11 protein-coding genes and 1 riboswitch are annotated in these 13,972 nt (G+C 44.2%); all 11 genes read left to right on the top strand.

Going from position 1 to position 13,972, the window contains the following annotated elements:
• The first annotated feature begins 155 nt into the window (after nucleotides 1-155).
• The 11 genes from ACSQ8P_RS29735 to kdpA all read left to right on the top strand — a co-directional run bounded on the left by ACSQ8P_RS29735 (nucleotide 156) and on the right by kdpA (nucleotide 13,968).
• Entirely contained in the window at nucleotides 156-1,430 is a 1,275-nt protein-coding gene (locus ACSQ8P_RS29735; RefSeq protein ID WP_436238487.1) for a hypothetical protein, read from the top strand.
• Nucleotides 1,403-2,113: a glycosyltransferase family 2 protein gene (locus tag ACSQ8P_RS29730; RefSeq protein ID WP_436238486.1), complete on the top strand. Its 711-nt coding sequence runs from the start codon at nucleotides 1,403-1,405 to the stop codon at nucleotides 2,111-2,113. The genes ACSQ8P_RS29735 and ACSQ8P_RS29730 overlap by 28 nt, the downstream gene beginning before the upstream one ends.
• Before the next feature lie 2 nt (nucleotides 2,114-2,115).
• Complete coding sequence (locus ACSQ8P_RS29725) at nucleotides 2,116-2,520, top strand: DUF2304 domain-containing protein (RefSeq protein ID WP_436238485.1); 405 nt, start codon at nucleotides 2,116-2,118, stop codon at nucleotides 2,518-2,520.
• Nucleotides 2,514-2,852, top strand: coding sequence for a hypothetical protein (locus tag ACSQ8P_RS29720; RefSeq protein ID WP_436238484.1), 339 nt, complete (start codon nucleotides 2,514-2,516; stop codon nucleotides 2,850-2,852). The genes ACSQ8P_RS29725 and ACSQ8P_RS29720 overlap by 7 nt, the downstream gene beginning before the upstream one ends.
• Nucleotides 2,853-2,857: 5 nt before the next feature.
• Nucleotides 2,858-3,940, top strand: coding sequence for a GNAT family N-acetyltransferase (locus ACSQ8P_RS29715; RefSeq protein WP_436238483.1), 1,083 nt, complete (start codon nucleotides 2,858-2,860; stop codon nucleotides 3,938-3,940).
• Between the two features lie 42 nt (nucleotides 3,941-3,982).
• Nucleotides 3,983-4,648 carry a class I SAM-dependent methyltransferase gene (locus ACSQ8P_RS29710; protein ID WP_436238482.1) on the top strand — a complete coding sequence of 222 codons (666 nt, stop codon included), beginning with the start codon at nucleotides 3,983-3,985 and terminating at the stop codon, nucleotides 4,646-4,648.
• Nucleotides 4,641-5,492, top strand: a complete 852-nt coding sequence (locus ACSQ8P_RS29705) for a DUF3473 domain-containing protein (protein WP_436238481.1) — start codon at nucleotides 4,641-4,643, stop codon at nucleotides 5,490-5,492. Before ACSQ8P_RS29710 ends, ACSQ8P_RS29705 begins: the two co-directional genes overlap by 8 nt.
• A gap of 113 nt (nucleotides 5,493-5,605) precedes the next feature.
• Nucleotides 5,606-7,402, top strand: coding sequence for an adenine deaminase (ade, locus tag ACSQ8P_RS29700; RefSeq protein WP_436238480.1), 1,797 nt, complete (start codon nucleotides 5,606-5,608; stop codon nucleotides 7,400-7,402).
• Nucleotides 7,403-7,560: 158 nt separating this feature from the next.
• Complete coding sequence (locus tag ACSQ8P_RS29695) at nucleotides 7,561-9,387, top strand: APC family permease (RefSeq protein ID WP_436239636.1); 1,827 nt, start codon at nucleotides 7,561-7,563, stop codon at nucleotides 9,385-9,387.
• Nucleotides 9,388-9,609: 222 nt separating this feature from the next.
• On the top strand, nucleotides 9,610-11,427 hold the full coding sequence (locus tag ACSQ8P_RS29690) for an APC family permease (RefSeq protein ID WP_436238479.1): 1,818 nt from the start codon (nucleotides 9,610-9,612) through the stop codon (nucleotides 11,425-11,427).
• A 126-nt stretch (nucleotides 11,428-11,553) separates the two neighbouring features.
• Nucleotides 11,554-11,722, top strand: a riboswitch (cyclic di-AMP (ydaO/yuaA leader).
• 575 nt (nucleotides 11,723-12,297) lie between these two features.
• On the top strand, nucleotides 12,298-13,968 hold the full coding sequence (gene kdpA / locus ACSQ8P_RS29685; RefSeq protein WP_436239635.1) for a potassium-transporting ATPase subunit KdpA: 1,671 nt from the start codon (nucleotides 12,298-12,300) through the stop codon (nucleotides 13,966-13,968).
• The last annotated feature ends 4 nt before the right edge of the window (nucleotides 13,969-13,972 follow it).

Below are 13,972 nucleotides of genomic sequence, written 5' to 3'. Positions count from 1 at the left end.
CTATTAAACTTACATAAATAATATTTGAAAATAGTTAAAAAGAAGCAGGATTTTATCATGGAATGTCGAAAATTCTATGTTGTTTTCACATTTAGATCACACTTTTTTTACAATTCGATCACAATTATTTTTACAGATATGGAGTTGTTAGCAGAGTGTATCCAATCTATCAAATCTATCAGAAATACAAGGATTATGAATGGATGTACATCCTCCCCCTAGTTGTGCTTTCACTGAAGAAGACCTTAGATTACTATTTCTTTATTTTAAACTCTGACAAGGGGCTTCCGAAATCGGAAGATTCACAGTGGTATCTGAATTACGCCCACTCCTTGTTAACAGATTTCAAGATTGGCTTACATATGAATGATCTTCTTTATATGGGCTATAACCTCGTTCTCGCCATATTAATAGGTGTGTTTAAGGAGGAACATATCGTTGTTTTTGTACAGGCTGTAACAACGGCATCGTGTGTGATCCTGGTCTATCTCATCACGCTTCGCTTATTTAACCGAATTACCGCAATTATAGCCTCGTATTTCTATGCAACTTCCTGGCACATTACGCTTTGGTCGATGTACATTCTTTCAGATAGTCTATTTATGAATTTAGTCCTGCTGAATGTTTTCCTTCTTCTTAAAACGCTTGAAAATAACAACAAAGTAGTGGGTTCGTTCTTCCTCATTTCTTCGCTCTTCATGCTGGTATTCCGGCCAACGGGTGTCCTAACACTTACTTTTATTCTCATATACATAGCCCTGAATGTTAACCTAGAGCAACCAATCAATTTCCTCAAGAGGCATAGATATAAGTTTGTATGCGCTTTACTATTCGTTCTTGCAGCTGTTTGCTTTCTTGTATTTACTCACAAATTCAATCCGCTTCTTACCTCTCTACAATATAATGCGAAGTTAGTTTTATACAATATTTATGCCAAGGGCTGGATTTACGATAACCCTTCAGGTCATGACTATTTCTATCGTCCTGATTATCGCATTGATATTCTAGGTAGCTTGATCTTAAGCTTTCTTATTCATAATTGGGATCATGTGCTGGTGTTATATGGCAGAAGGGTGCTCGCCTTTATCGGCTGGTGGGTATGGAAGACGGATGTACAGAGTGTGGCAGGGGTTATTAAATTGTGTAAGGATGTCGTCCCGTCACTTCTATTTCTATTCGGAACTTACGCTGCCATAAAGAACAACATTTTCAGGAAAACATCGATTGTTTGGCTAGTCATTGCATCGATATTCATATTCTGTATGGTGTTGTTCATGGATAGTATGTATCGATATAAGCTGCCTGCTTTACCCTTTATTTGTATCGTCTGTGGGTATGGCGTCGAAAGATTGTTCCGCCTAATCCTATTCTGCATTAATAAATTTGGGAGGAAGTTGCTTCAATGGAACAGAAACAAGCACTCATTGTGATCCCGGCCTATAATGAGCAGAACAATATTTTAAAGGTAATCAGGGATGTACGTGAGAATCTTCCTAGCTACGATATTTTAGTTATTAATGATTGCTCGAAGGACAACACGTCTGCGATAGCCAAGCAAGCCGGAGAGGGAGTCAAAGTTGTAGACCTTTCCTATAATCTAGGGATTGGTGGCGCGGTGCAAACTGGCTTTAAATATGCCGAGAAGAACGGTTATTCCTATATGGTGCAAATTGACGGCGACGGTCAGCACCTTCCCAGCGAGGTGGATAAGTTATTTGCGTGTATGACGCAAACAGGGGCCGATATGGTCATCGGCTCTAGGTTTTTAGATATTAAATCGTTCCGAACGACATGGACAAGGCGCCTGGGTATTAAAGTGTTCTATTATTTATTTCGCTTATTAATCCAGACGAAGATTACCGACGGTACATCAGGGTTTCGTATGTATAATCGCAAGAGTATAGAGCTGTTAAGCCAATTCTATCCAGAAGATTACCCAGAGCCAGATGCCATTATATTGATTAGCAAACATGGACTTCGCATCGGCGAAATCGGCGTTGAAATGAGAGAACGTGAACACGGTGCCTCATCGATAACTCCGATGCAAAGTCCCTATTATATGACGAAGGTGATTATGTCGATCTTATTCTCTTTTACAAGGACAAGGTGGTAGGGATGCTAACGAGTGAACATCATCTGTATAGTGTGCAATTAATGGGTGTCGTCTTCAGTTTAATTCTAATGAGTACCGTATTTATGATGGTGAGGGCTAGAAGACTTCGGGAGAAATATGCACTTGTATGGTTTGTGATTGGCATATTTACGTTGATTATGTCCATGTTCACGGATTTGATGGAGTCGTTCTCCAAACTACTTGGTATCGACTATGCGCCATCTGCATTTTTTGCCATTCTGATCGCATCTGCCTATCTGCTCCTGCTGAATGCGAGTATAAGTATCTCAGGTTTAAAACTACATAACAAAGCGCTTACACAGGAACTGGGATTAACGAAGCTAAGGCTTGAAGAGCTTGAGAAGAAAAGCAATGAGGAGGAAAAATCATCAAATATATCATGCTAGTTGCCAGTGTACTTATGACGGTTGTGGCCAGTACCTTGCTTAAAATAGGGGGTCGAGCTGTCAATTTTGAAGGTGGAATTATGACGATCGCAATAGGTTACATGACGACACCATTGATTGTAACCGGCTTTGCCTTCTACGCGCTGGCTGCCTTTATCTGGATTTATTGCTTGTCTCAATTTGACCTGAGCTATGTGACCTTCGTGTCGAGTATTCAATATATTTTTATGATTCTCGTTTCGATTATGATTTTCCATGAACAAATTAGCGCCATGAAGTGGGCTGGATGTGTGTTTATTATGATTGGTGTCATTTTGTGGTTGAGAGGATAGTCTGCATGTACCGTTGTTTGCCCTATATCGAAGACATGAAGGAAGACTGGGACAGGCTGGCATGGTCTCAGGGGACCGTTTTTCATACATTGTCATTTCGACAGATTCTGCTCGAGACGTTTGGTTATCAATGCTTGTATCATGCTGTGGTTGATCAAAGTGGCCAGATTTGCGCGTTAATTCCATTAACGAGTGGTCGTAACTTAGGACTCAAGAGGGTAGGCGTTTCGCTCCCCTTTGTCAATTATACGGATGTGTGCGCACGGAATGAGGAAGCCGCGCAATTTGCTATGGCTGCAATCGCGCAGCTGAAGGAGAAATACCGTCTTCTTTACATCGAGTTGAGATTTAAGAACGGGGCGGTTCCCAGCGAACGCAAGCAGCTGTCTCAGATGCTAATGCAATTGGATACAGTTCATGGCCAACTAAACGACATCAATCACACGTTCGTACTGCCATTAACCAATGAAGATGAGGTTCTATCCCTCTCCACTCGCAATAATCGAAACCATATCCGAAAGGTTTACAAGAACAACTGGTTTCAGGTTTCCTATGATAAAGGGAATCTGGCACAATTTCATAAGGTATACGTCCGGCGCATGAAGCAGTTGGGTTCACCAGCTCAGGATATTCGTTTCTTCCAAAGATTCTTCGACTATTTACCAGATCATGCGGTGCTGCTAACCGTCATAGACGTAGAGACCGGTGAGGTAGCAGGCGGTATGCTCCTATTAATAAGTCCAGGGGATTCAACACTTTATTATCCCTATGGCGCGAATTCGACGGTGTACAACCACAAATATCTGAATAACTTTATGTACTGGGAAGCTGTGAAATTTGGGATAAAAAGCGGGCTAAAGCAGCTTGATCTCGGTCGTTCACAAACAGGTTCAGGAACGTATAAGTACAAAGAACAATGGGGGGCTGCTGCCGAGCAGCTCACGTATTTTGTCATGGGCAGCGCCAATAAAGAGACGGGTCCTCCGGATAAAGAAAAGCTTCGCTTCTTCATCGAACTCTGGAAGATAATGCCTAACAGGGTGACTGAACCGGTTGGTAAGCAGCTTATTAAGTATCTAATGCCATAACGAACAAACTATATGTGTCATCACAATCGGGGGAAATAGATCATGGCAAATCTTAGCTGGAAGCAGTATTTTGACAAGCGGGCAGAGGTTCATGGGGCTTCCGTACAATCTTCTGACTATTATAATGAGGAAAGCTTCTTTCTGCAGCGAAATCATACGTTAGGTTGGCTCGGAGAGCTTCACGACAAAGAGATTTTGGATGCCGGCTGTGGCGTAGGTGCATTTAGTGAGCCTCTCGTTGGGTCAAACACGGTTTATGGGGTGGATTTTTCGGAGAGAAGCCTCGCCTTTGCCGCGGAAAGAGGTCTTCGTACATCGTCGGATGATCTAACAGCGCTTCACTTTGAGGAGGGCAAGTTTGACGTCGTATTGTGTATTGGTGTTATTCAACTGATCGAACAGTATCGAGCGGTTATTGCGGAATTGGCTAGGGTAACGAAGCCTGGGGGGACGCTGCTCATTGAAACCTTGCACAGTCGGTCCTGGCAGAGGAAAGTGCTCCGATTGTTCGAGAAAACCAAGAAATTCGATCGCATGTATGCGATGGATGAATTAAAGAAAGTGTTCATAGAGCATGGATTTGAGCATATAGAGTTCTTAAAGATCTATCACCCCTTTCCACGCGTAATGAAAGGAAGCGCAGAGTGGAAGGTGTATGATCGGTTGTGCACATCATTCGCCATCAAGGGGAGCAAGAAGCATGTCTAATTCTTCAAAGCAGATAACGAATCTACTAACTTTTGACATTGAGGAATGGTTTCATGCAAACTATGACCACGTAAAGCCTGACCGCAGCAAGGGTTCTAACTTCCGAGCACATATGGATACCCTGCTACAGATGTGCAGCGATGCGGGATGTAAAGCGACCTTTTTCACACTTGGCTGTATTGGGGAGGATTACCCGGATATCGTGAAGGCCATCGCGCGTGAAGGTCATGATGTCGCCTCTCATGGGTATGCCCACGAATTAGCGTATAAACAAACGAGAGAAGAGTTTCGTGCGGATGTCCAGAAATCAGTGGATATTCTTGAGAATCTAACAGGAACGAAGATACTCGGGTATCGGGCACCGTCATGGTCGATTGTTGAACGGAATCTTCACTATCTCGAGGTACTGGAAGAGATGGGCTTCCTGTATGACGCTAGTATTTTTCCTGTAAAAACGTTTCTTTATGGGATTCCAACAGCGAAGACTGAGATTCATAAGCCGATAGTGAATGGTAGAGAACTTAATCTCTACGAGGTTCCGATGTCTGTCATGCGTGTTGCTGGGAGAAATGTTGGTTACTCTGGCGGGTTTTATTTCAGATTCTTTCCCGAATTCATTATTCGAAAAGCCATGCAATCAGCCAATCGCCAAGGGAAGAGTTCCATTGTCTATCTGCATCCGCGCGAAATTGATTCAAGGGAACATAAGCTGGAGCTTCCCAGCAAGGAGCATTTTATCCATTATTACAATATTAAAGGTACCAAAGCTAAGCTGGAAAACATGTTGGAGACATTCTCCTTTACGTCAATTTCGGAGCATTTGAAAAAGCAGTATATACGATGAACATATGTGGTATCCGTTAGAAGAGTTGGTTAAAAGTTGCTCAGACATACATTTAAGTGTACATTTATTAGTTGAAATGGATGCTCATGTAGGAGTAAAGGAGAACGAAATCGATGACGTATATCCCAAATCGAAATAAATTAACTGACGTTAGCCGCACTCTGGCTAAAGTTGCAATAGGAGAAGAAGCTGCTGATCTTGTTATTCAAAATGGTACCTTAGTCAATGTGCATTCTGGCGAACTTATAGCCCATATGGATGTCGCGATTGCTGCGGGACGAATTGCTTTCATAGGAAGGGCTGACCATACCATCGGGGCTCACACAAGACGGATTGATGCCTCTGGAAAATATATGGTGCCGGGCTTGCTAGACGGCCATATGCATGTGGAAAGCACGATGCTTTCCGTGACGGAATTCGCCAAAGCGGCGATCGTCAAAGGGACGACGGGGATTTTCATGGACCCCCATGAGATAGCGAATGTGTTCGGCTCCGAAGGGGTCAGACTCATGCACGAAGAGGGGCAACCCTTGCCGCTCAAAGTATTTACGACTTTCCCTTCCTGTGTGCCAGCGACGAATGATTTGGAAGATGGCGGCGCTACCTTAGAGGTAGCCGATATTCAAGCGGGACTGCAGTGGGACAATGTGGTGGGACTGGGTGAAGTGATGAATTTCCCAGGTGTTGTGTACGGAGATCCCAAAATGTGCGGAGAAATCGAAGCAACGCTGCAAAGCGGGAAAACAGTGACAGGACATTTCCCAAGTGACGATGATCGTATGCTGCAAGCTTATCTCGCATCTGGCGTTACGTCGGATCACGAGACGGTAACCCGAGAGCAGGGTCTGCATAAAGTTCGCATGGGGATGCATCTCATGATTCGAGAAGGCTCTGCGTGGCATGATGTCAAAGAGGTCATCAAGATTGTCACCGAGGATGGCGTCAATACGTCCAATATCTCACTTGTTACCGATGACGTGAATCCGCAAACGCTCGTGGAGAAAGGGCATCTCAATCATGTTGCACGACGCGCGATGGAAGAAGGTGTTCATCCAGTCACCGCGATCCAAATGGTCACGATCAATGTGGCGCGTTATTTTAAGCTGGAGCATGATGTGGGATCGATCACTCCGGGGAAATGTGCCGACATCCTATTGATGGCAGATCTGCAGAAGATGGAGCCTTCCATGGTCATTACGGATGGTCAAATCATTGCGGAGCAAGGGGAGCTGGCAGTCGAATTCCCTGTGTTCACGTACCCAGCACATATTCGCAATTCGATGAACGTGAAGCGGGAGCTGATGGCAGACGACTTTAAGCTTAGGGCTGCTTCTGAGCAGGAGAAAACGAAGGTCAATGTGATCAGCGTGATCGAAAATAGTGCCAGAACCGAGAAGATGACAGCGGAGCTCGCCATTCAACAAGGGATTATCCTGCCGGATATCGAGCAAGATATTGTTCGCTTAGCTTGTATCGAGCGGCATCAAGGTACAGGTCAAATTTCACTTGCTTTTGCCCATGGCTTTGGTGTGAAGTCTGGCGCGGTGGCCTCTACGGTAGCCCATGACAGTCACAACCTGCTAGTGATGGGGATTGATGAAGCGGATATGGCGTTCGCTGCGAATGAGCTTGTGAAGCTTGGCGGCGGCATGATCGTTGTGGAAAATGGCAAAGTGCTGGCTCAGGTCCAGATGACCATCGCTGGCCTGATGTCAGAGAAGACACTGCCTGAAGTCGTCAAGGAAGTTGCTAAGATGGACAAAGCGTGGCAACATATCGGTTGTTCCATGAACGCGCCGTTCATGACGTTCTCGCTCATCGCCCTGCCTGTGATTCCGGAAATTCGCATTTCCAACCGCGGGCTCGTGGATGTGACCCAGTTTAAGCTGATTGATGTGGAGATTGTCTGAAAAATCAATATCAAATCAATATAATTCGAACCTTTTCTGAACATTAGAGCATTATTCTAATGTTCTTTTTTCTGCATGGCGTTACCAGTATTAATAATGAATTTCAAGAAATAGGGCAAACTGAAACGAACTTATCACATCAAGGTGGTGTACGCACATTGTTGACTGATTTGAAGCGTTTGTTAATAGGCCAGCCCTTGAAGTCCCATGAATTAGGCGAGCAGAAGCTGAATAAAAAGAAAGCATTGGCTATTCTTTCCTCAGATGCACTCTCTTCGGTAGCTTATGGTCCCGAGCAGATTTTACTTGTCTTAATTACGATTAGCGCAGCAGCCTTCTGGTACACAATCCCTATCGCTTGCGGCGTTCTGTTTCTCTTAGTAGCTCTTATTCTGTCCTATCGACAAATCATTTTTGCTTACCCACAAGGGGGAGGTGCTTATGTCGTATCAAAGGAAAACCTGGGGATGAACGCCGGGTTGTTTGCGGGCGGATCCTTATTGGTTGATTACATCCTGACTGTAGCGGTTAGTATATCCGCGGGTACTGATGCGATAACGTCTGCATTTCCAAGCTTACATAGCTACACAGTACCGATTGCACTAGGACTCGTCTTGTTTATTACGATCCTCAATCTTCGCGGAATCACAGAATCGGCCTCCATTTTGGCGTATCCTGTGTATTTGTTTGTGGTCGCTCTGTTTATCCTAATTGGTATTGGCTTGTTTAAGATCCTTACAGGTCAAATTTCTCCTGATTTGCATGCCCCTTTGGGGACACCTGTTGCGGGCATTTCCTTATTCATATTGTTAAGAGCCTTCTCTTCAGGCAGCTCGGCCTTAACGGGGGTGGAGGCGATATCCAATGCGATTCCCAATTTCAAGACGCCTGCCCCGCAAAATGCTTCCAAAACATTAATGGCCATGGGCTTGCTATTGGCTCTTTTGTTCGCGGGCATCGTCTATTTGGCCTACTACTACGGCATTGTGCCGCGCGAGAAGGAAACCGTCGTTTCTCAGATTGCGACGGTTACATTTGGCCGAGGTGTGATGTATTATATCGTCCAAGGCACAACCGCGATGATTCTTGTTCTCGCCGCGAATACGGGATATTCCGCATTTCCTTTGCTCGCGGTTAATCTGGCCAAAGATAAGTTTATCGCCAAAATGTTTACGATGCGCGGCGACAGATTGGGCTATTCGAACGGAATCATCTTCCTAGCTGTTACTTCTATGTTATTAATCATCATGTTCAAAGGTCAAACGGAGCAGTTAATCCCTCTCTATGCTGTCGGGGTGTTCATCCCTTTCACGCTTGCGCAGACAGGTATGCTGGTGAAATGGATTCGCGAGAAGCCTAGAGGTTGGCTGGTCAAATTAACGGTCAATTTGATAGGGGCATTTATGAGTTTCATCGTGATGATGATTTTCTTTATCACCAAATTTGGACAAGTGTGGAGTGTGCTCATTTTCCTCCCGCTCATCGTTTTCATTTTTCATCAAATTAAAAAGCATTACGATGCGATCGCTGAACAATTGCGACTCTCTTCTTGTGAACCTGCCCTCCCGATTGAGGGGAATGTCATGATTGTGCCGGTAGCTGGTTTCACACATGTGGTGGAGAATTCGTTGAACTATGCCAAGTCGCTTTCACCCGATCAAATTATTGCGGTGTATGTGGCTTTTGAACGGGACGATGAGAAAAAGTTTGAGGAGAAATGGCAGAAGTGGCAGCCCGATGTGCGTTTAGTCACGCTGCATTCCCATTATCGAAGTATTGTTCATCCGCTGACCAAATTCATTGATACGGTTGAACATAAGGCCTCGGAGTCTAGTTTCCGGGTAACCGTGATCATCCCGCAGTTTATACCCAAGAAAAACTGGCATAACATCCTCCACAATCAATCCAGCTTGTTGATTAGGGCTTTCCTGCTGCGTAAGCGGAACTTGGTTGTGACGACAGTGCCGTATCATTTGAAAAAGTAGAGTAGGCGCTTGATGGTTTGGGGCGGAATGCGCCAGCCAAACAGATTAGTCCGATATCGCCGAACTAAATCGCCTCAAACAACCCTCATATAGGGATAAAGGGTAAATATTTCGGCAGAATCGGACTATTGCCCCTTTTTAATAAGGAACCAACACGTAATCCATACCACTTGCCAAAAATGACTAAATAAGAGCATAATGTACGTTATAAAAGTTGCTATCATGTCAATAAATGAAAATATGGCGGTGGAACGATTATCAACGGAATTAGGGGAACAAAAGCTTAATAAAACAAAGGCGTTGGCCATTCTCTCCTCCGATGCGCTATCTTCCGTTGCCTATGGCCCTGAGCAAATATTAATAGTCTTAATGACCGTTGGCGCGGCTGCAATTTGGTATTCGATCCCCATTGCCGTCGGTGTTTTAGTTCTGCTTTTAGCACTAATCTTGTCATATAGACAAATCATCTTCTCTTACCCCCACGGTGGTGGAGCCTATGTGGTATCTAAGGAAAATTTGGGCATGTATCCTGGGCTAATTGCTGGCGGTTCGTTGCTAGTCGATTATATTTTAACAGTAGCTGTTAGCGTGTCGGCAGGTACGGATGCGATTACCTCAGCTTTTCCTAGCTTACATGCGCATAATGTCCTCATTGCAGTAATATTTGTCCTCTTTATTACAACGTTGAATTTAAGAGGCGTAACGGAGTCTGCTTCTATTTTAGCGTATCCGGTTTATTTATTTGTTGTGGCGTTATTCATTTTGATTGGTGTTGGCATTTACAATATCTTAACTGGTCAGGTATCTTCGAGTGTGCATACATCCTTGGGTACACCCGTTGCAGGGATTAGTTTATTTCTACTTTTAAAAGCATTTGCTTCAGGGAGTTCTGCTTTAACGGGTGTTGAAGCGATCTCGAATGCGATTCCGAATTTCAAAGAGTCGGCCCCTCATAATGCTGCTAAAACATTAGCCGCGATGGGCACATTATTGGCTCTGTTATTTGCCGGAATCGTTTATTTGGCCTTTGGATATGGCATTGTTCCCACTGCTGAGGTAACGGTTGTTTCTCAAATTGCGGAACAGACCTTTGGACGGAACTTTATGTATTTCTTCATACAAGGAACAACCGCGTTGATATTAATCCTTGCTGCTAACACAGGATATTCAGCCTTCCCTTTACTCGCAGTAAATCTGGCTAAAGATAAATTTATTCCAAGAATGTTCACCATACGAGGAGACCGATTAGGATATTCCAATGGGATTATCATTCTCGGCGTATTATCCATTGTGCTAATCATTGTTTTTAAAGGAAAGACCGAACATCTTATCCCCCTTTATGCAGTCGGTGTATTTATCCCATTCACCCTTTCACAAACAGGGATGGTGGTCAAATGGGTTCGAGAGAAACCGAAAGGATGGATCTCCAAACTCATTATTAATACAACAGGTGCTGTAATCAGTCTGATCGTGTCGATGATGTTCTTTTTAACTAAATTCTCGCAGGTCTGGCCAGTCTTGGTGTTCTTGCCTTTAATTATCTATGTCTTTCATCGCATTAAGCAGCACTATGAGGCTGTTGGTGACCAATTAAGGCTTGCAAACCATCAACCTGCCATACCCGTTGAGGGGAATGTCATTATTCTCCCAGTGGCTGGTATTACACATGTGGTAGAGAATTCATTAAACTATGCCAAATCGCTGTCACCTCACCAGATTATTGCTGTTTATGTGCCATTTGAACGAGAAGATGAAGCTATGTTTGAGGAGAAATGGGAGAAATGGCAGCCTGATGTGAGACTTGTGACGCTGCACTCGCCCTATAGAAGTATTATTAATCCACTGACCAAATTCATTGATACGGTTCAGCGTAAGGCCGGTGAATCGAATTATCAGGTTACAGTGATTATCCCGCAGTTCATTCCTAAAAAAGGTTGGCACAATATCCTGCATAACCAATCGAGTTTACTCATTCGTGCACATCTGCTATATCGGAGAAATGTGATCGTAACTACGGTGCCGTATCACTTAACGAAATAGAAAAAGGGCAGTCCTTACTTCACAGTAGGGCTGCCCTTTTTCATGATTATTCCTAAATAATAACGCGGGGAGCATTTTACATTCAAGAGCAATCGGCGTAACATTCGGTTCAACAACAGATCGTGTTAAAGCAAAACGCTGAGTTCCCGTAAGGGAAACGGGAGAACTAATAGAAGCCGATTCGATACAGCATCGGTTTCTCGGGGTGAATCTAAAGCAAGCGCTGCTTGCTAAGGCAGGGCACTTCCAAGCCCGAATCCGACAGATAACCTCGTAAGCGCATTGGAAGAGAACCGCCTTTCTTTTCGTGCCTTCCGCAGCGCGTGAATTCAAGTGTGGCAACCTCAACTGCAATTGAACAAGAACTAAGTTTCCTTTCTGATCGCACTTATTTATTTGAGCATTCTGGGGCGTATATCTCTTTCTAGGGTCCCGGGGTATTGTAAAAAAAAGCACCTTCAACCACTTGCTTTTGAGTGGGGAGGTGCTTTTTCGGCTTCTGTATATCCAATTTTTATACTTTTTTTATACGAGACTAAAGATTCTTTACCCCTTATTTATACGGTTCGGCGTTACAATGTTTCAGGAAAGGGGGCGGAGATCATCATGTACAACGATACAACGATGATTTTATTATTGGCAATAACATTTCTAGGGTTCTGGGGATTTGCAACATATTGCGAAAATGCTTGAGCTTAAGCTTTCGAAGTCGTTTTTCAAGAAAAACTTTAGGAGGCAATCCACTATGATAGTTATCGGACTTATTGCATGTGCCATTATGGTATATCTCGGTTTTGTTTTAGTGAAGCCAGAGAACTTTTAATAATGAAATTTGAACTCAAGTAGGCAAGGGGAGAACCAACTATGGGAATGGGATTGTTACAAGTAGCCATCACACTGGGAATTATCATGCTGCTGGTAAAGCCAATGGGGAGTTACTTGGTCAAAGTGTTCAGCTATGAAAAGAGTGACCTTGATCGTGTTTTTGGTCCTTTCGAGCGAGTATCTTATCGCCTAATGGGCGTTAAAGAAGACGAAGTCATGGGTTGGAAAAAGTATGTAGGAGCTGTCCTGTTAGTTAACTTTGTCATGATGCTTCTTATGTATACTGTTTTTAGGCTTCAAAAATACTTACCATTTAACCCTGATGGCATAGGTAATATGCCTCCGGCACTCGCTTTCAATACAGCCGTTTCTTTCATTACCAATACGAACTGGCAAGCTTACAGCGGTGAAAATGCACTATCCTATTTGTCACAAATGGTGGGACTTACGTTCCCGATGTTTACTTCGGCAGCAACTGGATTTGCTATTGCCGTTGCATTCACACGCGGTCTAGTTGGCCGTCAAGATAATCTAGGGAATTTTTATGTGGATATAACGAGGGCGATTACACGCGTATTCCTGCCAATTAGCTTCATTGTTGCTTTGGTTCTAGTTTTTCAAGGTGTTCCACAGACCCTACTGGGTGCCGTACAAGCGACAACCATTGAAGGTGCTGGGCAAACGATTACCCGTGGTTTAGTTGCTTCTTTTGAATCTATTAAACACATAGGCACCAACGGTGGTGGTTGGTTCGGTACGAATGCGGCGCATCCTTTTGAAAATCCAACGCCTGTCGCGAACTTAATCCATATTATTTGTATGATGCTCCTGCCTACATCGCTAGTGTACGCATTCGGACTCATGATCAAGAACAAAAAGCAAGGCTGGACGATCTTTGCTGCGATGGGGATTATTTTCGTAGTTATGGTCGCTACGGTTTTCTATGCTGAATACAAAGGTGTGCCTGCAGTAGATGCGTTAGGCGTACATGGGAACATGGAAGGCAAAGAAGTTCGATTCGGACCGTCCGAATCCGCGTTATTTACAGCTGTGACCACGGCTGCAACAACAGGCAGTGTAAACAATATGCATGAGTCACTTACGCCTCTAGGAAGCATTGTTCCTTTTGCAGAAATGATGTTGAACAATGTGTTCGGGGGTAAAGGAGTAGGTTTGTTAAACGGCTTGCTTTACTTGATCTTATCCGTGTTTATCTGCGGGTTAATGGTGGGGCGTACGCCAGAGTTTCTAGGTAAAAAGATTGAAGGGAAAGAGATTAAACTAGCGGCCATCGCGATTCTTACCCATCCGCTCATCATTCTCGCACCGACCGCTTGGGCGCTGATTCGCCCTGAATCTATTCATTCCATCGCTAACCAGGGCACGCATGGTCTCTCTGAGGTGCTGTATGCCTTCACATCGGGTGCAGCTAATAATGGATCGGCCTTTGGTGGCCTGACCGCGAACACGAACTTCTACAACTTGGGCATTGGTATGGTGATGCTGTTTGGCCGTTACATTTCAATTATCGCGATGCTGGCCATTGCCGGATCACTTGCTACGAAGCGAGTTGTTCCTGTTACGACGGGAACACTTCGGACGAACACGCCTTTATTTATGGGAATTATGATCATGATCATTCTAGTTATTGGTGCTCTAACGTTCTTCCCGGCGCTGGCATTGGGGCCGATTGCTGAACATTTGGCGGTGCGTTAAACGG

Source organism: Paenibacillus sp. LjRoot153, from assembly GCF_964253085.1.
In the GTDB taxonomy this organism is placed as follows: Bacteria; Bacillota; Bacilli; order Paenibacillales; family NBRC-103111; genus Paenibacillus_E.
The sequence above is the reverse complement of the archived record's forward strand: the minus strand, read 5'-3'. Positions and strand labels throughout refer to the sequence as shown.

Coding starts and splice junctions, on each gene's coding strand:
- ACSQ8P_RS29730 (WP_436238486.1), top strand. CDS start 1,403: ATGGAACAGAAACAAGCACTCATTGTGATCCCGGCCTATAATGAGCAG.
- ACSQ8P_RS29725 (WP_436238485.1), top strand. CDS start 2,116: ATGCTAACGAGTGAACATCATCTGTATAGTGTGCAATTAATGGGTGTC.
- ACSQ8P_RS29720 (WP_436238484.1), top strand. CDS start 2,514: ATGCTAGTTGCCAGTGTACTTATGACGGTTGTGGCCAGTACCTTGCTT.
- ACSQ8P_RS29715 (WP_436238483.1), top strand. CDS start 2,858: ATGTACCGTTGTTTGCCCTATATCGAAGACATGAAGGAAGACTGGGAC.
- ACSQ8P_RS29710 (WP_436238482.1), top strand. CDS start 3,983: ATGGCAAATCTTAGCTGGAAGCAGTATTTTGACAAGCGGGCAGAGGTT.
- ACSQ8P_RS29705 (WP_436238481.1), top strand. CDS start 4,641: ATGTCTAATTCTTCAAAGCAGATAACGAATCTACTAACTTTTGACATT.
- ade (WP_436238480.1), top strand. CDS start 5,606: ATGACGTATATCCCAAATCGAAATAAATTAACTGACGTTAGCCGCACT.
- ACSQ8P_RS29690 (WP_436238479.1), top strand. CDS start 9,610: ATGTCAATAAATGAAAATATGGCGGTGGAACGATTATCAACGGAATTA.
- kdpA (WP_436239635.1), top strand. CDS start 12,298: ATGGGATTGTTACAAGTAGCCATCACACTGGGAATTATCATGCTGCTG.